The organism is Kitasatospora sp. NPDC005856, from assembly GCF_040629945.1.
Classification (GTDB): domain Bacteria; phylum Actinomycetota; class Actinomycetes; order Streptomycetales; family Streptomycetaceae; genus Kitasatospora.
Genome location: NZ_JBEXWT010000010.1, coordinates 132,512 through 149,717 on the forward strand (window position 1 = coordinate 132,512; position 17,206 = coordinate 149,717).

The 17,206-nt window shown below is 73.8% G+C and carries 19 protein-coding genes; 8 read left to right on the plus strand and 11 right to left on the minus strand.

Features of this window, described 5'->3' with window-relative positions:
* Window positions 1-92 precede the first annotated feature (92 nt).
* On the plus strand, window positions 93-470 hold the full coding sequence (locus ABZ449_RS09170; RefSeq protein ID WP_360342638.1) for a hypothetical protein: 378 nt from the start codon (window positions 93-95) through the stop codon (window positions 468-470).
* Window positions 471-567: 97 nt separating this feature from the next.
* Here ABZ449_RS09170 and ABZ449_RS09175 read toward each other — a convergent pair whose 3' ends face one another.
* Window positions 568-1,230, minus strand: a complete 663-nt coding sequence (locus tag ABZ449_RS09175) for a hypothetical protein (protein WP_360342641.1) — start codon at window positions 1,228-1,230, stop codon at window positions 568-570.
* Between the two features lie 300 nt (window positions 1,231-1,530).
* On the opposite strand from ABZ449_RS09175, the gene ABZ449_RS09180 reads away from it, so the two are divergent.
* From ABZ449_RS09180 to ABZ449_RS09190, 3 genes are all read left to right on the plus strand, one after another.
* Window positions 1,531-1,875, plus strand: coding sequence for a rodlet layer protein (locus ABZ449_RS09180; RefSeq protein WP_360342644.1), 345 nt, complete (start codon window positions 1,531-1,533; stop codon window positions 1,873-1,875).
* Between the two features lie 92 nt (window positions 1,876-1,967).
* The gene (locus ABZ449_RS09185; RefSeq protein WP_360342647.1) at window positions 1,968-2,315 is read left to right on the plus strand and encodes a rodlet layer protein; all 348 of its coding nucleotides are present in this window, start codon (window positions 1,968-1,970) and stop codon (window positions 2,313-2,315) included.
* A 213-nt stretch (window positions 2,316-2,528) separates the two neighbouring features.
* Window positions 2,529-2,798, plus strand: a complete 270-nt coding sequence (locus ABZ449_RS09190; RefSeq protein ID WP_360342650.1) for a hypothetical protein — start codon at window positions 2,529-2,531, stop codon at window positions 2,796-2,798.
* Window positions 2,799-2,864: 66 nt separating this feature from the next.
* On the opposite strand, the gene hemB is transcribed toward ABZ449_RS09190, so the two are convergent.
* The 7 genes from hemB to ABZ449_RS09225 all read right to left on the minus strand — a co-directional run bounded on the left by hemB (window position 2,865) and on the right by ABZ449_RS09225 (window position 10,218).
* The gene (hemB, locus tag ABZ449_RS09195; protein WP_360342653.1) at window positions 2,865-3,845 is read right to left on the minus strand and encodes a porphobilinogen synthase; all 981 of its coding nucleotides are present in this window, start codon (window positions 3,843-3,845) and stop codon (window positions 2,865-2,867) included.
* 68 nt (window positions 3,846-3,913) lie between these two features.
* Window positions 3,914-5,563, minus strand: a complete 1,650-nt coding sequence (locus tag ABZ449_RS09200) for a uroporphyrinogen-III synthase (protein ID WP_360342656.1) — start codon at window positions 5,561-5,563, stop codon at window positions 3,914-3,916.
* Window positions 5,560-6,567: a hydroxymethylbilane synthase gene (gene hemC, locus ABZ449_RS09205; RefSeq protein WP_360342659.1), complete on the minus strand. Its 1,008-nt coding sequence runs from the start codon at window positions 6,565-6,567 to the stop codon at window positions 5,560-5,562. Before hemC ends, ABZ449_RS09200 begins: the two co-directional genes overlap by 4 nt.
* A gap of 41 nt (window positions 6,568-6,608) precedes the next feature.
* Entirely contained in the window at window positions 6,609-7,973 is a 1,365-nt protein-coding gene (locus ABZ449_RS09210) for a glutamyl-tRNA reductase (protein WP_360342662.1), read from the minus strand.
* Window positions 7,974-7,998: 25 nt separating this feature from the next.
* Window positions 7,999-8,901 (minus strand): redox-sensing transcriptional repressor Rex, encoded by a 903-nt coding sequence (locus ABZ449_RS09215; protein WP_360342665.1) that lies wholly within the window; start codon window positions 8,899-8,901, stop codon window positions 7,999-8,001.
* A gap of 101 nt (window positions 8,902-9,002) precedes the next feature.
* A complete protein-coding gene (locus ABZ449_RS09220; RefSeq protein ID WP_360342668.1) occupies window positions 9,003-9,770 on the minus strand; it encodes a 3'-5' exonuclease in 768 nt (255 codons plus the stop codon).
* Between the two features lie 172 nt (window positions 9,771-9,942).
* On the minus strand, window positions 9,943-10,218 hold the full coding sequence (locus tag ABZ449_RS09225) for a glutaredoxin family protein (protein ID WP_359823607.1): 276 nt from the start codon (window positions 10,216-10,218) through the stop codon (window positions 9,943-9,945).
* 120 nt (window positions 10,219-10,338) lie between these two features.
* Here ABZ449_RS09225 and ABZ449_RS09230 point away from each other — a divergent pair, with 120 nt between their 5' ends.
* The 3 genes from ABZ449_RS09230 (at window position 10,339) to ABZ449_RS09240 (ending at window position 14,321) form a co-directional block, all read left to right on the plus strand.
* The gene (locus ABZ449_RS09230; RefSeq protein WP_360342671.1) at window positions 10,339-11,322 is read left to right on the plus strand and encodes an HAD-IB family hydrolase; all 984 of its coding nucleotides are present in this window, start codon (window positions 10,339-10,341) and stop codon (window positions 11,320-11,322) included.
* Window positions 11,323-11,992: 670 nt separating this feature from the next.
* A complete protein-coding gene (locus tag ABZ449_RS09235) occupies window positions 11,993-12,766 on the plus strand; it encodes an ECF subfamily RNA polymerase sigma factor, BldN family (protein WP_360342710.1) in 774 nt (257 codons plus the stop codon).
* Window positions 12,767-13,031: 265 nt separating this feature from the next.
* Window positions 13,032-14,321 carry a DUF5667 domain-containing protein gene (locus tag ABZ449_RS09240; protein WP_360342674.1) on the plus strand — a complete coding sequence of 430 codons (1,290 nt, stop codon included), beginning with the start codon at window positions 13,032-13,034 and terminating at the stop codon, window positions 14,319-14,321.
* Between the two features lie 156 nt (window positions 14,322-14,477).
* Here the strand turns inward: ABZ449_RS09240 and ABZ449_RS09245 are convergent, their stop codons facing one another.
* From ABZ449_RS09245 to ABZ449_RS09255, 3 genes are all read right to left on the minus strand, one after another.
* Window positions 14,478-15,485, minus strand: coding sequence for a lysophospholipid acyltransferase family protein (locus ABZ449_RS09245; protein ID WP_360342677.1), 1,008 nt, complete (start codon window positions 15,483-15,485; stop codon window positions 14,478-14,480).
* 7 nt (window positions 15,486-15,492) lie between these two features.
* The gene (locus tag ABZ449_RS09250) at window positions 15,493-16,614 is read right to left on the minus strand and encodes an NAD-dependent epimerase/dehydratase family protein (protein ID WP_360342680.1); all 1,122 of its coding nucleotides are present in this window, start codon (window positions 16,612-16,614) and stop codon (window positions 15,493-15,495) included.
* Window positions 16,615-16,837: 223 nt separating this feature from the next.
* The gene (locus tag ABZ449_RS09255; protein ID WP_003948845.1) at window positions 16,838-16,936 is read right to left on the minus strand and encodes an AURKAIP1/COX24 domain-containing protein; all 99 of its coding nucleotides are present in this window, start codon (window positions 16,934-16,936) and stop codon (window positions 16,838-16,840) included.
* 125 nt (window positions 16,937-17,061) lie between these two features.
* On the opposite strand from ABZ449_RS09255, the gene ABZ449_RS09260 reads away from it, so the two are divergent.
* On the plus strand, window positions 17,062-17,206 hold a 145-nt coding region (locus ABZ449_RS09260; RefSeq protein ID WP_360342713.1), incomplete at its 3' end, for a phosphopantetheine-binding protein.

Below are 17,206 nucleotides of genomic sequence, written 5' to 3' on the forward strand. Positions count from 1 at the left end.
GGCCGTCCTGCCCCCCGACCAGTCGGCCGGGGGGCAGTTCGGCGTCCCCGGACAGCCGTCCGGGACCCCCGATCCACCGAAGGGTGATCACGATGGTTTCGAAGAAGAGCGCGGCCGCCCTGGCCGCCGCCACGGGTGCCGCGGTGCTGCTCGGCGTCGGTTCGGCGCAGGCCGCCACCGCCCCGGGCGAGGCCCCGGCCGGCCCGGCCACGCTGACCAAGACCGACCTCGGCCAGGCGCTGGGCGGGACGACCACCGGCCTCGGGTACGGCATCGCGCCGATCAAGAGTCTGCGGCTGGACCCGTGGGCGAACTCCTCGGCCGACTTCCTCAACAACGGTGCGGTCCTCCAGCCGGACCAGGGCCTGCCCTCGGTCGGCACCGGGACGCTGACCGGCCCGCTCAGCGCGGGCGGCGGCCTCAAGGACCTCCCGCTGGTCGGCGGGCTGACCGGCCTCCTGCCGGGCTGAGCCCCCGGGCACGACGAGAGCCCGGCATCCCGCCGCGCGGCCGGGGTGCCGGGCTCTCGTCGTGCCGGGCTCTCGTACCGGAGGTCTGCCGGAGCCGCTAGAGCCGGGTGAGGTCGGTCAGGCCGGTCTGCCGCACCACACCGGTGGTCATCCCGGTGGTGGTCCCGGCCAGGGCGCCCGCCGCGTCGGTGAGGGAGAGCCGGCTGTCCTCGCCGCCGAGGCTGGCCTTGGCCCCGGGGACGACCTGCACCGCGCCGGAGATCAGCCGCGGGTCGATCTCGTCCACCTTCAGCCGCCCGCCGGCGAGCTGGCCGGCGCCGTCCCGGGCGAGCGAGAGCGGCTTGCCGAGGGTGAGGCCGGGGGTCTTGGCGTGCAGCGGCGCGGCCGGGGCGTCCAGCAGCACCTTGCCGAGGTCGGCGCCCTGGTCGACCAGCGGGAGCGGGAGGTCGGCCTTGGCGCTCGGGCCGACCTTGCCGGTGCTCAGCTGGGGCAGGATCCGCTCCGGGATCAGCTCGCCGCCGGCGCTGGTGGTCGGGCCGGGCACCGGCGGCATCAGCGGGGAGGTCGGGATGCCGGCCGTGAGGCGGCTGCCCAGCGGGGCGAGCGGGATGTCCGCCGGGACCTGCTGGGTGGCCAGCGCGTCCTCCAGGGCGCCGACCTGGTCGGGGCCGATCGGGGCGGCGGCGGCCGCTCCCTGGGAGGCGAGCACACCGGCACCGACCGCCAGCAGCATCGTGCCGGCCCTCTTGGAGAGCTTCATGCTTTTCACCGTTCTGCCGTCCGTACTGGAGATCACTGGGAAGGGCTGCGGGGGCCGCAGCCGGAAAGCGATCTGCTCAACGAGTGACCGGGAGTACGGATTGCGGCGGTTAACCGGTTCGGAGTAATAATCCGATCGGATTCCCTTCGCCGTCGCGCCTCCGCGACTCTTTTCAAGAATCCCCGTAACCTTCCGTGCCGTCGTTCTTTGATCTGGACGTCAGTGACTGCAGACCGGGTCTGAGCGTTCTCAGCGTTGTACGCACGGAATCCAAAGAGCATTTCAGAGAGGGATCTCGCCATGATCCAGAAGTCCTTCGCCGCCGCCGGCCTGGCCGTCGCCGCGCTGGCCGGTGCCGCCGCGCCCGCCTCCGCCATCGGTGACGCGGACGGCGCCGCCGCCTCGATCGAGGGCAACGGCGGTACCAACTTCACGGGCACGGTCGGGAACAACAGCCCGAACTTCCACTTCCTGGACAACCCGAACATCTGCCTGCCGGAGATCCACAACATCGCGGTCGCCGTGGCCGGTCTGGCCGTTCCGGTCGAGGTCCCGATCGCCAACAACGGCGGCAGGCAGTACTGCACCGTCGGCCAGGGCACCCAGAGCCAGGGCGACGGCGGCGTGTCCCACCTGATCGGCTGATCGGCTGACAGGTCGTCGCTCCGTTCTCCCTGCACCACCCTCAGTTCCGCCTACGAATCGCCCCCCGATTCACCCCGAGAGGAAGACCAGAAATGATCAAGAAGTCCCTCGCCGCCGTCGGCCTGGCCGCCGCGGCTCTCGCGATGTCCGCCGGCTCGGCCTCCGCCATCGTCGACTCGGACGGCTCCGCCACCTCCGTCCAGGGCAACGGCGGCACCAACCACACCGGCACCTACGGCGACGGCAGCCCGAACAACCACGTTCTGGACAACCCGAACATCTGCCTGCCGGAGATCCACAACGTGGCCGTCGGCGCCCTCGTCGGCCTCGCGGTGCCGATCGAGGTCCCGGTCCTGAACAACCAGCCGAAGCAGATCTGCAACGTCGGCCAGAACACCCAGTCCTCGGGCGACGGCGGTGTCTCGCACCTGATCGGCTGATCAAGGGGCACAGCACGGTCGGAGGGCCCGGGGAGGAACACCTCCCCGGGCCCTCCGGGCTGTGCGGACGAGGTGTCCGGCCGGCCGCGCCGCAGCGCGGTCCGGACGGGTGAGCGGCGGGCCGGTCCGGCGCGTGGATCGCCGATCAGGACCGCCGGTTGTGATCACGTGTCAGAGCGCCCGCGGGGGCGCTCCCAGAGAGAGGGCAGTTCCATGAAGAGCAAGCTGGCCAAGGCCGCCCTGACCGCCGCCGCCGCACTGGCGCTCGCCGGTGCCGCCACCCCGGCCTTCGCCCACGTCGGCGCGATCGGCGGCGGCGAGTTCGTCGCCACCGCCGACCACCCGTTCCTGGCTGCCGAGGTCTTCGGCGTCGCCCACGCCGGCGACACCGCCGCCGGCGGCTTCGGCGACATCGTCGCCACCTCCACCGACCTGGCCGGCGGCGGCGCGGGCTTCGCGCACGCCGGCGACGTGAGCATCTAGCGGAAACCCGGAAGGCCGGGCCGTCCCCCGAAGGGGTCGGCCCGGCCTTCCGTCGTGCGGGGGCCGCTAGTCGAGCATCGCGGCGGCGTCCAGGGCCCAGTAGGTGAGGATCTGCTCGGCGCCCGCGCGGCGGATCGAGGTGAGCGTCTCCATGATCATCCACTCCCGGTCGATCCAGCCGTTCGCGGCGGCCGCCTCGACCATCGCGTACTCGCCGGACACCTGGTACGCGGAGACCGGCACCGGGGAGGCGTCGGCGACCTGGCGCACGATGTCCAGGTAGGCCATGGCCGGCTTCACCATCACCATGTCCGCGCCCTCGGCGATGTCCTGCGCCAGCTCGCGCAGCGACTCGCGGGCGTTGGCCGGGTCCTGCTGGTAGCTCTTGCGGTCGCCCTTGAGCGAGGAGCCGACGGCCTCCCGGAACGGCCCGAAGAAGGCCGAGGCGTACTTGGCGGTGTAGGCGAGGATGCCCACGTCCTGGTGCCCGGCCTCGTCCAGCGCCCGCCGGATCACGCCGATCTGGCCGTCCATCATGCCGGACGGGCCGACCAGGTGGACGCCGGCGTCGGCCTGCACCCGGGCCATCTCGGCGTAGCGCTCCAGGGTGGCGTCGTTGTCGACGCTGCCGTCGGCGGCCAGCACGCCGCAGTGGCCGTGGTCGGTGTACTCGTCCAGGCAGAGGTCCGACATGACCACCAGGGAGTCGCCGACCTCGGAGACCACGTCCCGGATCGCCTGCTGGAGGATGCCGTCCGGGTTGGTGCCCTCGCTGCCGGTCGCGTCCTGCACCTCCGGGACGCCGAACAGCATGAGGCCGCCCAGGCCCGCCTCGGCCGCCTCGACCGCGGCCTTGCGCAGGGTGTCCCGGGTGTGCTGGACCACGCCCGGCATCGACGTCACCGGCACGGGCTCGCTGACGCCCTCGCGGACGAACAGCGGCAGGATCAGCTCCGCCGGGTGCAGCCGGGTCTCGGCCACCAGGCGGCGCATCGCCGGGCTCCGGCGCAGCCGGCGCGGGCGTACGTACGGGAATTCAGCGGACATGGCTTCTCTCTCCGAACGGTTGAGCAGTGCCGGGGGCGACGGTCGGCCGCCCCCGGCCACGAGGGGTGTCAGCGGGCCTTGCGGCGCGAGCCCGGACGGCGCTCGCTGGGCCGGTAGACCGGCTCACCGGCGGCCGTCGCGGTGTCGCGGCGCTTGGCCCCGAAGTCTGCCAGCGCCTGGGCCAGCGCGGCCGCCGACGGTGCCGGGGCCATCACGTCGACCCGCAGGCCGTGCTCCTCGGCGGTCTTGGCGGTGGCCGGGCCGATGCAGGCGATGACGGTCACGTTGTGCGGCTTGCCCGCGATGCCGACCAGGTTCCGGACGGTCGAGGACGAGGTGAACAGCACCGCGTCGAAACCGCCGCCCTTGATCGCCTCGCGGGTCTCGGCCGGCGGCGGCGAGGCGCGCACCGTCCGGTACGCCGTCACGTCGTCGACCTCCCAGCCCAGCTCGACCAGGCCGGCCACCAGGGTCTCGGTGGCGATGTCGGCGCGCGGCAGCAGCACCCGGTCGATCGGGTCGAAGACCGGGTCGTACGGCGGCCAGTCCTCCAGCAGCCCGGCCGCGGACTGCTCGCCCGAGGGCACCAGGTCCGGCTTCACGCCGAAGTCCACCAGGGCCTGCGCGGTGGTCTCGCCGACCGCCGCGACCTTGATCCCGGCGAACGCGCGGGCGTCCAGGCCGTACTCCTCGAACTTCTCCCGGACGGCGCGCACCGCGTTCACCGAGGTGAAGGCGATCCACTCGTAGCGGCCGGTGACCAGGCCCTTGATGGCCCGCTCCATCTGCTGCGGGGTGCGCGGCGGCTCGACCGCGATGGTCGGCACCTCCTGCGGCACCGCGCCGTACGAGCGCAGCTGCTCGGACAGGCCGGTGGCCTGCTCCTTGGTGCGCGGCACGAGGACGTTCCAGCCGAACAGCGGCTTGGTCTCGAACCACGAGTGCGAGGCCCGGTGGGCGACCTGCTCGCCCACCACGGCTATCACCGAGGTGGCCGGGTCGACCGGGGCGGAGACCGGCGAGGGCAGCACCCGGGCGGCCTTCAGGTCGGCCGCGATGCCGGCCAGGGTGGAGGTGAAGGTCCGCTGGCGGGTGGTGGTGCCGGAGAGCGTGGCGCTCAGCGCCGACTCCGGCTTGCGGCCGCCCGCGACCAGGGCGGCCGCGGTGGCGGGCAGCTGACCCAGGGTGGTGCGGACCACCAGGGTGGTCTCCGGCACGCCCAGGTCCACCGGGCCGCCGGCCAGCAGCGCGGCACCGTCCACGAAGCGCACGTCGGTGCCGGAACCGGCGCGCAGCGGGACACCCGCGTACGCCGGGACGCCGACCGACTGGGCGACGCCCGGGATCACCTCGAACGGGATCCCGTCGCCCGCGCAGCTGAGCATCTCCTCGGCGGCGCAGCCGTCCAGGCCGGGGTCGCCGTCGACGGTGCGGACCACGTGCTTGCCGGAGCGGACGGCCTCGGCGACCAGCTTGGCCAGGTCGAAGTCGGTGCCCTCGGCGACCGGGGCGTGCACCTGCACGCCGGCCGGACAGTGGCTGCGCACGGCGGCGGCGGTCAGCGGGTCGGCGACGAGCACGTCGGCGGTGGACAGCACCTCGACCGCGCGCAGGGTCAGCAGACCCGGGTCCCCGGGGCCCGCGCCCAGGAAGGTGCACCGTCCGGTGGCGGGCTGTCCCACCGGGAACAGGGCGTCGGTGGCGGCGGTGGGGCTCATCGGGCTCGCTCCCCCATCAGGGCGGCCGCGCCCGCGGCGAGCAGCCGGTCAGCCAGCGCGCGGCCGAGGGCCGCCGCCCGCTGCTCGGCGGTCTCGTCGAGGACGATCGGACCGTCGGCGGACATCTTCAGCAGGGCGGTTCCGTCGGGGTCGCCGACCACGCCGTCCAGCCGCAGTTCGTTCTCCCGGCCCCAGGTGGCCAGCGCGGCCACCGGCGCCGAGCAACCGGCCTCCAGGGTGGCCAGCAGGGCGCGCTCGGCGGCCACGGCGACCCGGGTGGGGGCGTGGTCCAGGGCCGCGAGCGCGGCGGTCAGCCCGGTGTCGGCGGCGGCGCACTCGATCGCGAGCGCACCCTGGCCGGGGGCCGGGATCATCACCTCGGTGTCGAGGTGCTGGGATATCTCGGCGCTGCGGCCGAGCCGGTTCAGGCCCGCCGTCGCCAGCACCACCGCGTCCAGCTCGCCGCCGGCCACGAAGCCGATCCGGGTGTCCACGTTGCCGCGGATCGCGACGGTCTCCAGCTGGGCGCCGCGGGCCCGGGCCCAGGCGTTCAGCTGCGCCATCCGGCGGGGGGAGCCGGTGCCGATCCGGGCCGGGCGGCCGGCGCCGGCCAGCTTCTCCACCAGCTCGTCCAGGGCCAGGCCCTCGGTCGCCACCAGGGCGTCCCGGACGTCCTCGCGCTCGGGGACGGCGGCCAGCGCCAGCCCCTCGGGGGCGGCGGTGGGCAGGTCCTTGAGCGAGTGCACGGCGAAGTCGATCCGGCCCTCCAGCAGCGCGTCGCGCAGCGCGGAGACGAACACGCCGGTGCCGCCGATCTGCGCCAGCGACTCCCGGGAGGTGTCGCCGTAGGTGGTGATCTCGACCAGCTCGACGGGGCACCCGGTGACCCTGGTCACCTCGCGGGCCACCATGCCCGACTGCGCCATGGCGAGGGCGCTGCGCCGGGTGCCGAGCCGCAGGGCCGCGGTGGCCGAGGGCTGCTCCGTGATCGGTTGACCATTCATGAGGTGATCGTCCCGGTGGTACTCGTGGGATGGCTGACGGTTCATCTGGTGCCCCCGGCCGAGGGCTGGGGCGCGCCGCCGAGGGGCGTGCCCGACACGGCGTGCACGGCCGCCGGGTCGAGGTCGAACAGTTCGCGCAGCGCCTCCGCGTAGGAGGCGCCGCCGGGCTCGGCGGCCAGCTGCTTCACCCGGACGGTCGGGGCGTGCAGCAGCTTGTCGACGACGCGGCGGACGGTCTGGGCGATCTCGGCGCGCGAGCGCTCGTCCAGGTCGGGCAGCCGGGAGTCCAGCCGGCCGAGCTCGGCGGCGACCACGTCGGAGGCCATCGAGCGCAGCGCGACCACGGTCGGCGCGATCCGGGCGGCCCGCTGGGCGGCGCCGAAGGCGGTCACCTCGTCGGAGACGATCCGGGTGACCTGGTCGACGTCGCCGGCGCCGGGGCTGGCGGCGTGCGCGTGGGAGAGGCTCTCCAGGTCGACCAGCAGGGCGCCGGGCAGCTCGTGCACGGCGTGGTCGACGTCGCGCGGCATGGCCAGGTCGAGCAGGGCGAGCGGCTCGGGCGCCCCGTGGCGGAGCCTCTGAGTGTCCCGTCGGGAGGCGACCGCGGCGGCCACGTCCTCGGCCTTGATCACCACGCCGGCCGCGCCGGTGCAGGAGATCACCAGGTCCACCTCGGCGAGCGCCTCCGGCACCTTGGCGAGGTCCAGGACGCCGGCCACGTCCGGGCCGAGGATCTCGACCAGCCGCTCGGCGCGGGCCGGGGTCCGGTTGGCGATCAGCAGGTCGGTCACGCCGGAGCGGACCAGGGTGGCGGCGGCCAGCGAGCTCATCGAGCCGGCGCCGACCACCAGCGCGCGCTTGCCGGCGATCTCGCCCGCGCCCGCCGCGACCTGCTCCAGGCCGAAGGTGACCAGCGACTGGCCGGCCTTGTCGATGCCGGTCTCGCTGTGCGCGCGCTTGCCGACCCGCAGGGCCTGCTGGAACAGCTCGTTCAGGCCGCGCCCGGCGGTGTGCTCCTCCTGGGCCTTGGCCAGCGAGTCGCGCAGCTGGCCGAGGATCTGGCCCTCGCCGACGACCATCGAGTCCAGGCCGCAGGCCACCGAGAAGAGGTGGTGGACGGCGCGGTCCTCGTAGTGGACGTACAGGTGGGAGGTCAGCTCCTCCAGGTCCACCCCGCTGTGGTGGGCCAGCAGCAGCGACAGCTCGGCGACGCCGGCGTGGAACTTGTCCACGTCCGCGTACAGCTCGATCCGGTTGCAGGTGTTCAGCAGCGCGGCCTCGCCGACCGTCGCGGTGGCGGCCGCGTCGTGCAGCAGCCGGGTCGGTACGTCACCCGTCAGCGCGGCGCGTTCCAGCACCCCGACGGGGGCCGTGCGATGGCTCAGCCCTACGACGAGAAGGCTCATGCCCGCCCCTCACAGCTCTCGGTGTTCATGCGGGCATCACCGCGGAGAGATCCCCGTCGCCGCCCTTGGCGGACTTTTCCTTGGCCTGCTCCGCCTGGTCCTTGGCCGCCGGCTCGGCGGTGCCGCGGCCCTTGCCGCTGCCGCCGGCCGCGCGGCGCAGCTTGGCCGCGGCCGCCCGGACCGGACCGGGGGCGCGGTCCAGCACCGACTCGGCGCGGTCGTCCGGCTCCTCGCCGGCCTTGCGCTGCTCGTGGAAGGCGAGGATCTGCAGCTCGATGGAGAGGTCCACCTTGCGCACGTCCACACCGTCCGGGACGGCCAGCACGGTCGGGGCGAAGTTCAGGATGCTCGTGACGCCCGCCTCGACCAGCCGGTCGCACACCTGCTGGGCGGCGCCCGGCGGCGTGGTGATCACGCCGATGGAGACGTGCTGGCTCTCGACGATCGACTCCAGTTCGTCCATGTGCCGCACCGGCAGTCCGGCCGCGGTGGAACCGACCACGTTGGGGTCGGCGTCCAACAGGGCGGCTACCCGGAAACCGCGGGAGGCGAACCCGCCGTAGTTGGCGAGCGCGTGGCCGAGGTTCCCGATGCCGACGATGACGACCGGCCAGTCCTGGGTCAGACCGAGCTCGCGGGAGATCTGGTAGACGAGGTACTCGACGTCGTAGCCGACGCCGCGGGTGCCGTAGGAGCCGAGGTAGGAGAAGTCCTTGCGCAGCTTCGCCGAGTTCACGCCGGCCGCGGCGGCCAGCTCCTCGGAGGAGACGGTCGGCACCGAGCGCTCGGAGAGCGCGGTGAGGGCCCGCAGGTAGAGGGGAAGGCGCGCGACGGTCGCCTCCGGGATGCCCCGGGCACGCGAGGGTCGGCGCGCGGCGCCCTGGTCGGGCGTCTGCGAACTGCTCTGTGGTGATCGGCCGATTGCCACGGTGCTCCTGTGGGTGAAGCTGGGCTTTGGCAGCCAGGCTATGCGTTTGTGAACGTGTGCACAAAGATGGTGTCCGTTTTGTCCCCGCACAGTGATGCGCATCACGCCGTCGAACGCATAGCACCGGCCCGGGTCAGCACGACCTCCGGGGCCCGCGAGCCTGGCAGCCACGGGCCGTACGGAGCCTCCCAGCGCAGCAGCGGAACGGCGGCGCCGGACGGGCGGGAGCGGGCCCGGCCCAGCCGCGGCCAGGGCAGCCGGGCAGCCTCGCGCAGCGGGCCGGCCCAGTCGTCCGGCGGGCAGGACGGGGCTCCCAGGCAGTGCCGCAGCAGCTCGGCGGTCACCCGGGCGTCGCCCAGCGCGGTGTGCGCCGGGTACCAGCCGAGGCCCGCCGCCTCCGCGCAGGCCGCCAGGCCCTGGCCGCGGGCCTGCGGCAGATGGGCGCGGGCCAGCCGCATCGTGCACAGCAGCGGGACGGGCGGCAGCGGCACCCCGATCCGGGCGAACTCGCGATCCAGGAAGGCGTGGTCGCAGCTGACGTGATGACCGACCAGCACCCGGCCGGCCAGCAGCTCCAGCAACCGCGGGGCGATCTCCCGGAACCGCGGGGCACCCTCGACGTCGCACTGGCGTATCCGGTGCACATGGGTCGGGCCGACCGGTCCGAGCGGATCCAGCAGGGTGGCGAACTCCCCCTCGGGGCGCAGCCGCTCGTCGAGCAGCACCACCGCCACCTCGACCACCCGGTGCCGCCACGGGCTGCGGCCGGTCGCCTCCACGTCCACCACGGCGAAGCCCCGGGGGTCCGTCCGGGGCTCCGTCCGGGACTCCGGGGCTCCGGACGCCCCGGGGACAGGACCGGGAAGCATGGCGCACTCCTCGTGTGCTCAGCCCCCCACGGGCGCAAACGCGTTCGATCGTAAGCCGACCAACCCGCCCCGCCCCACGCCGGAACGGCGTGTCTTCGGCAACGATTCGGCGAACCGCCCCCGCCGATCGGCGGGGGGTCGGTGTACGGACGAACGCCCGGTCAGGCCCCGCTCAGCCGCCGAGGGCGGTGCGCAGACGGCGCTCGTCGACCCGCCAGAAGTCGTGCTGGCGACCGTCGATCAGGGTGACCGGAATCTGCTCCCAGTAGCGGCGGTACAGCTCCTCGTCCTGGGTGATGTCCCGCTCCTCGAAGGACGCGCCCAGCTCGCCCGTCACCCGCAGGATCACCTCGCGGGCCTCGTCGCACAGGTGGCAGCCCGGCTTGCCGACCAGGGTCACGGTCCGGTCCGCGGGCTTGGGGCTCTTACGTCGCAGCAGTGGGCTCACCTCCCCATTCTCCACCGGGTACCGACCGTCCCGGGGCGGCCGGCACCCGGTGGAGCTGTTCACCTCGCGGGCACGGCTGCGTCACGGTCACCGCACGCCCGGCTGGCTATCCTCGGTGACATGGCCGTGCTCAGAAGGCTCACCCAGGCAAGACGTTCCAGCAGCGAGCGGAGCGCCCTGGCCGGCGAAGCCGCGGCCGCGGCCGCCGAGGCCGCACTGCGGGCCGAGCCCGGGCCGGGAGACGGCAACGAGCCGGACGCGTCGGCCGCGGCCAAGCCCGGCAAGGCCCCCAGGGCCCCGGCCGAGAACCACACCCCGGACCCGGACGATCCCCGCGCCGCCGCCTTCTTCGACTGCGACAACACCATCCTGCGCGGCGCCGCGATCTTCTACCTCGGTGTCGGCCTCTACCGCCGCGGCTTCCTCACCCGCCGCGACATCGCCCGCTTCGCCTGGCAGCAGGCCTGGTTCCGGCTGCACGGCGCCGAGGACCCGGACCACATCTCGGACGCCAAGCAGTCCGCCCTCGGCATCGTGGCCGGCAAGCCCACCGCCGACCTGGAGGCGATCTGCGAGGAGATCTTCGAGGACGTCGTGGCGGACAAGATCTGGCCCGGCACCCGCGCCCTGGTCCAGATGCACCTGGACGCCGGCCAGCGGGTCTGGCTGGTCACCGCCGCCCCGCTGGAGGTGGCCCGGATCATCGCCCGGCGGCTCGGCATGACCGGCGCGCTGGGCACCGTCGCCGAGGCCCGGGACGGCCTGTACACCGGCCGGCTGGTCGGCGACCTCCTGCACGGCCCGGCCAAGGCCGCCGCCGTCCGCGCGCTGGCCCGGCGCGAACGCCTCGACCTCGACCGCTGCGCCGCCTACAGCGACTCGGCCAACGACATCCCGATGCTGTCCCTGGTCGGCCACCCGTACGTGGTGAACCCGGACGGCGCGCTGCGGCGCCACGCCCGGGCCCAGGGCTGGCGGGTGCGGGACTTCCGGACCGGGCGCAAGGCGGCCCGGGTGGGGCTGCCGGCCGCGGCCGCACTCGGGGTGCTGGCCGGCGCGGCCGCGGCCGGGGTGGCGCTGCACCGGCGCCGGCGCCGCGCCTGAACGTCCCGCACCGGGGGCCGGGGGCTCCCGGAGGCCGCACGGAGCGCATGCGAGCGCCGTACGGAGCGTGCCCGGAGACCCCGCGGAGACCGCCGGGAGACCGTCCGGGCGGGCTCGCCCCAGCGGGTGAACGGGCGTCAACAGGGCCTCTGACCTGGCCCCTCTTACGGGCGAACTCACCCTCGCCGCACGGCAGTCCGACCCGACTGTGCGAACTTGTCGCCCAGTGACCGGTTCTGATCGTTCGCCAGGCCGGGAAAGTCGGGGATTGCCGAGCCCCAAGACTGGGAAACCGCCCCTCGGGCCGCCGAATTGGTCACCCTGAGCGCCTGTTCGATCACGTTGAGCCGGATGAACGATGACAGCTCCGGTCAGTGTCAGCCGAATCTGCACAACAAATGGATCCCAAACGACCACTTCGACCACACGGTGTAGCTGTCATTGCACAAAGCGTTATTCTCTCCTGGATGCACGTCCCCACGCGTCCCGCTCGAACGGACGCTTCGGGGAGTGCTCTCCGCGCAGGCGGAGGTGATCCGTCCACAGTTCTGCCTCTGGGAGTCCCGTGTACCCACCCGTCCGGAACGACGCGCCTGCACCCTCCCGCCCGTCGTCCGCGCCCCTGCGCCCCCGCACCGGCCTGCGCGACCGGCCGACCACCGAGCGGCAGATCTCCACCGGCCTGACCCTGCTGCGCACCCTGCTCCACAGCCAGTTCGCCGCCCCGCCCCAACTCGCTCCGGCTGGAGGATCGTTCGTCCAGCCCCGGCAGCCCGGCCCGGCACTGCGCACCACCGCCGCCGGTGCGGCCGGCACCGGCTCGCGCGGCCGCACCGGCAGCGCCGGCACCGGCCGGGGCCGCACCAGGACGGCGCCCAACCCCGGCTACGAGACCGAGCACAACCCGATCATGGAGCTGGTCGAGCGGGCCCAGGCCGGCGAGAGCGAGGCCTTCGGCCGGCTCTACGACCACTACGCCGACACCGTCTACCGCTACATCTACTACCGGGTCGGCAGCCGGGCCACCGCCGAGGACCTCACCAGCGAGACCTTCCTGCGCGCCCTGCGCCGGATCGGCACCTTCACCTGGCAGGGCCGGGACTTCGGCGCCTGGCTGGTCACCATCGCCCGCAACCTGGTCGCCGACCACTTCAAGTCCAGCCGCTTCCGGCTGGAGGTCACCACCGGCGAGATGCTCGACTCCAACGAGTGCGAGCGCAGCCCGGAGGAGTCGGTGCTGGAGTCGCTCTCCAACGCCGCCCTGCTGGACGCGGTGCGGCGGCTCAACCCGCAGCAGCAGGAGTGCGTCACCCTGCGCTTCCTGCAGGGGCTCTCGGTCGCCGAGACGGCCCGGATCATGGGCAAGAACGAGGGCGCCATCAAGACCCTCCAGTACCGCGCCGTCCGCACCCTGGCCCGGCTGCTCCCGCCCGACGCGCGATGAGCCGCGCCGACGACGGCACCGGCGCCATACGGCACGGCCGGCCGTCACCTTCGGCGCCCGGCCGACACGTCAGGGTGAACGGTCGGTCCGATGATCAGCCGTGCGTAACCGACCGCCCGCACCGCTCGTTGGCCAGCGTGCAAGCCCCCACCAGGCGTACGGTCAAGTCGAATTGCGGCCTATCACCCGATGGAGTGGCTTTGGCCAGCCAGGGCAACCGTCCGGCAGGCCAGGGTGTCGACAACGACGAAGGGAGGTGTGGCCCGTGACGGCAAACGTGCTGGAGCACCGGCGGGCGAAGGCCTTCGCCGAGGCGCTGGAGGCCCACCAGGCAGAGCAACGCGCTGCGGCCAACGCCGAATCGGACAACGCCGCCGCCACCGGCGCGGTTCCGGTCGCGATGGCCGAACTGGTCGGTCTGACCGACGCGCTGGGGGCGCTGCCCGGGCCGGTGCTGGACCGGGAGGTCCGCACGGTCCAACGCGCCCAGCTGATGGCCGCGTTCGAGCAGGCCTTCGCCGGCGGAACGGGCACCCCGGTGCCCCGCCAGCGCCGCCACCGGGCGATCCGGACGGCGCCGCGCGGCCGCTGGAGCCGCCGGTTCGCGATCGGCGGGCTGGTCGCCGGGCTCGCCGTCGGCAGCCTGACCGGCGCCGCCGCGGCCAGCGCCAACGCCCTCCCCGGGGACACGCTGTACGGCCTCAAGCGCGGACTGGAAGGGCTCCGGCTCGACTTCGCCGACTCGGACTCCGAACGCGGCGAACTGCTGCTCGACAACGCGGCCACCCGGCTCGGCGAGGCCAAGACCCTGGTCGGCCGTACCGACCCGGCCGGCGCCCTCAGCCCGGCCACCGTCGACCAGGTCCGCCGCGCCCTGGACGACATGCACGCCGACGCCCTCAGGGGCCGCGAGCTGCTGCGCTCGGTCTACCGCAGCAACGGCTCGCTCGACCCGATGCGGGCACTGGCCGGCTTCGCCCACGACGAGGACGGCCGGTGGAGCGAGCTGCAGGGCCGGCTGCCCGTCCAGCTCACCCGGCAGGCCGACCTGGTGAACCGCCTCTTCGACGACATAAGCGAGGACGTCGCGCCCCTGCGCCTGGTCCTGCCCACCGCTCAGAACGGTGGCGCGGCCGGCTCCGGAGCGGGCGACGGCTCGTCCCACTCGACCGGTGGCTCCCCGGCCGGCTCCCCCGCGGCCGGCTCCGGCACCACGGCCGGCACCGACCAGCTCCCGGGCTCCGCCGGCAACCGCCCCGGCGCCACCGAACACGCCCCGGCCAACCCCGGCTCCGGCGCCTCCGGCACCGGCGGCAAGGCCGGCGTCCTGCCGGACACCCTGCCCAGCAGCGCCCCCGACGCCGTCAACGACCTGGTCGGCGGCCTCACCAGCGGGCTGACCGGCACCAAGCCCTCGCCGAGCGCCGACGCGGCCCCGGCACAGGCACCGCAGCAGGCCACGCCCGGCGCCCCTAACGCGGCCCAGCCGCAGGGCGTCGAGGTGCCGCCGCTGCTGCCGGACCTGTTGCCCGGGCTGCGCATCCTGGGCGGCTGACGGCAGGGCGGTGAGGGCCCGGCGGAGTGCGATATCCGCCGGGCCCTCGCCGTGTCCGGGTTCCTCCGCCGTGCCCCGGGGCCCCGGAGGAACCCGGACACGGCGGAGGAACACCGTCAGAAGAACTCAGGCCAACTCAGGCGAACTCGGAAGAACTCAGAAGAACACCGAACGCCGCTGCACCAGCAGCTGGTAGAGGGTGTGCTGGATGGTCTCGCGCACCTCGTCGGCCAGGTCGAAGACCAGCATCGGGTCGTCCGCCGCCTCCGCCGGGTAGGCGTCGGTGGCGATCGGCTCGCCGAAGCGGATCGTCCACTTGGTCGGCAGCGGCAGCACCCCGAGCGGGCCCAGCCACGGGAAGGTCGGGGTGATCGGCACGTACGGCAGGCCCAGCAGCCGGGCCAGCGTCTTCACGTTGCCGATCATCGGGTAGGTCTCCTCGGCGCCGACGATCGAGCAGGGCACGATCGGCACCCGGGCCCGCAGCGCCGAGGCGACGAAGCCGCCGCGGCCGAAGCGCTGGAGCTTGTAGCGCTCGGAGAACGGCTTGCCGATGCCCTTGAAGCCCTCCGGCCAGACCCCGACGACCTCGCCGCGCTCCAGCAGCGCCTGGGCGTCCTCGTTGCAGGCCAGGGTGTGGCCGGCCTTGCGGGCCAGTTCGTTGATGCCGGGCAGCACGAAGACCAGGTCGGCGGCGAGCATCCGCAGGTGCCGCCGGGCGGGGTGGTGGTCGTGGATGACCACCTGGGTCATCAGGGCGTCCAGCGGGATCGTGCCGGAGTGGTTGGCGACGATCAGCGCGCCGCCCTCGGCCGGGATGTTCTCCACGCCCTGGACATCGATCCGGAAGTACTTCTCGGCCAGCGGACGGAGCAGCGAGAGCAGCACCTCCTCGGTGAGCTCCCGGTCGAAGCCGAACTCGTCCACCTCGTAGTCGCCGGTCACCCTGCGGCGCAGGAAGGCCAGCCCCTCGGCGGCGCGGCCCTCCCAGCCCTTGCCGAACAGCCGGGTCGCGGCCGGGCCGAGCGGTCCGGCCAGCGCCCCGCCGACGGCCTCGGCGAACCGGTCGGCCAGCTTCGGCCCTTCGGGTGAGCTCCAGCTGGGAGCGGACTCGATCGGGATGACCTTGGCCTCGCCCGGCGCGTTCTCGGCTGCGGCACTCATCGCGGGTTCAGCTCCTCGGTCGGCGGGGGCGGTTCGGTACGGCGGCTGGTCCGGTGTCCGGCCCCGCGGGGGCGGCCCCTTCCGGGCCGAGCAGGGCGGTCAGCCGGTCCGCGACGGTGGCCAGCCGCTCGGGCGGCAGCAGACCCGGCCCCCGGGCGGCGGCGAAGTCGGCGAAGGCTTCCGGGGTGCTGAACGCCGGACGGTAGCCGAAGGTGTCGCGCAGCCTCGTGGTGTCCACCACCCGGCCGTGGGTGAGCAGGCGCAGCTGCTCGGGCGAGACGTCGACCAGGCGGGTCTGCCGGGCCAGTACGGCCATCCAGCTGACTGCGGGCAGCAGCAGCGGCAGGGTGGGCCGGCCGAGCCGGCGGGCACACTGGGAGAGCAGCAGGACGCCCTCCCCCGCCACGTTGAAGGTCCCGGTGTTGACCGTGCCCGGCGCGGGTTCGTCGGCGGCCCGGCAGAGCACCGCGACGGCGTCGTCCTCGTGCACGAACTGCAGCCGCGGATCGTAGCCGAGGACGGTCGGCAGCACGGGAAGGGCGAAGTACTCGCTGAGCGGGGTGTCCGCGTTCGGGCCGACGATGTTGGCGAAGCGCAGCACCGTCACCGCGACGTCCGGGCGGCGCCGGGCGAAGCCGCGCGCATAGGCCTCGACCTCCGCCGCGTCCTTGGCGAAGCCGCCGCCGGGCGGGTCCTTGGGCTGCATCCGCTCGCTGAACACCGCCGGGTCGCGGGGCGCGGACCCGTAGACGCCGGTGGTGGACTTCACCACCAGCCGGCGCACCCCGGGGGCCTTCTGGCAGGCGCCGAGCAGCTGCATGGTGCCGATCACGTTGGACTCCTTCACCGCGGAGCGGTTGGTGGAGCCCAGGCCGGTGGCGCTGACACTGAGGTGCACCACGGTGTCCACCCGGTGCTCGGCGAGCACCCGGGAGAGCGCCGGGCGGCGCAGGTCGAGCTGGTGGAAGCGGTACGGGGCGGCCGGACCGGCCTGCTCCTCGGGCGGCAGCCGGGGCGGCTGCACGTCCACGCCGACCACCAGGTCCACGCCCGGCCGGCGGCGCACCTCGGCGACGAAGCGGGCACCGAGATGGCGTGCCACGCCGGTGACGAGCACGACCACGCCCATGGTGCTGCCCCCGTTTCGTCGGCCCGAGCGGCCTGGGTGCACCGTACCGCGCCGCCCCACCGGGCCGTGAAACGACACCGCCCGCCCAGGCCACGGGGGACTGGACGGGCGGTGGAACGCCTGAAACCCCGCGAGGGCGGGGCCGCTGAGTTCTTCCTGCGCCGCCGTACGCGAGTCCGCGGGTGACCCCCGCGGAGGCGGGGCCGAGGCGCAGGCTCAGGCGTTACTTCTTGTTGCGACGCTGGACCCTCGTGCGCTTCAGAAGCTTGCGGTGCTTCTTCTTGGCCATACGCTTGCGACGCTTCTTGATGACAGAGCCCACGGAACAACCCTCGCTCACTGAGACTCTCGCCCGTGAGAGACGGAGTCCATACGACTGACGTGAGGGCCTAGCCTACCGTCCATGCTGCGAAGGCCGTAATCGTGCTCCCCGACACCGGGAAACTCGTGGCCTCCTTGTTCGCCGACGTGCTTGCCGCGCCCGACATGGGGATCCTCGACGACTTCTTCCTTCTGGTCGGCAACTCCTTCGACGCGATCCGCCTGGTGGCCCGGATCCGTGAGGCGCTGGGTATCGGAGTGACCGTCCCGA

Bases quoted from the DNA above. Each gene is read 5' to 3' on its own strand.
- ABZ449_RS09185 (WP_360342647.1), top strand. From the start codon at position 1,968: ATGATCAAGAAGTCCCTCGCCGCCGTCGGCCTGGCCGCCGCGGCTCTC.
- hemB (WP_360342653.1), bottom strand. From the start codon at position 3,845: ATGTCCGCTGAATTCCCGTACGTACGCCCGCGCCGGCTGCGCCGGAGC.
- ABZ449_RS09245 (WP_360342677.1), bottom strand. From the start codon at position 15,485: ATGAGTGCCGCAGCCGAGAACGCGCCGGGCGAGGCCAAGGTCATCCCG.
- ABZ449_RS09200 (WP_360342656.1), bottom strand. From the start codon at position 5,563: ATGAGCCCCACCGCCGCCACCGACGCCCTGTTCCCGGTGGGACAGCCC.
- ABZ449_RS09250 (WP_360342680.1), bottom strand. From the start codon at position 16,614: ATGGGCGTGGTCGTGCTCGTCACCGGCGTGGCACGCCATCTCGGTGCC.
- ABZ449_RS09230 (WP_360342671.1), top strand. From the start codon at position 10,339: ATGGCCGTGCTCAGAAGGCTCACCCAGGCAAGACGTTCCAGCAGCGAG.
- ABZ449_RS09175 (WP_360342641.1), bottom strand. From the start codon at position 1,230: ATGAAGCTCTCCAAGAGGGCCGGCACGATGCTGCTGGCGGTCGGTGCC.
- ABZ449_RS09210 (WP_360342662.1), bottom strand. From the start codon at position 7,973: ATGAGCCTTCTCGTCGTAGGGCTGAGCCATCGCACGGCCCCCGTCGGG.
- ABZ449_RS09190 (WP_360342650.1), top strand. From the start codon at position 2,529: ATGAAGAGCAAGCTGGCCAAGGCCGCCCTGACCGCCGCCGCCGCACTG.
- ABZ449_RS09170 (WP_360342638.1), top strand. From the start codon at position 93: ATGGTTTCGAAGAAGAGCGCGGCCGCCCTGGCCGCCGCCACGGGTGCC.
- ABZ449_RS09220 (WP_360342668.1), bottom strand. From the start codon at position 9,770: ATGCTTCCCGGTCCTGTCCCCGGGGCGTCCGGAGCCCCGGAGTCCCGG.
- hemC (WP_360342659.1), bottom strand. From the start codon at position 6,567: ATGAATGGTCAACCGATCACGGAGCAGCCCTCGGCCACCGCGGCCCTG.
- ABZ449_RS09180 (WP_360342644.1), top strand. From the start codon at position 1,531: ATGATCCAGAAGTCCTTCGCCGCCGCCGGCCTGGCCGTCGCCGCGCTG.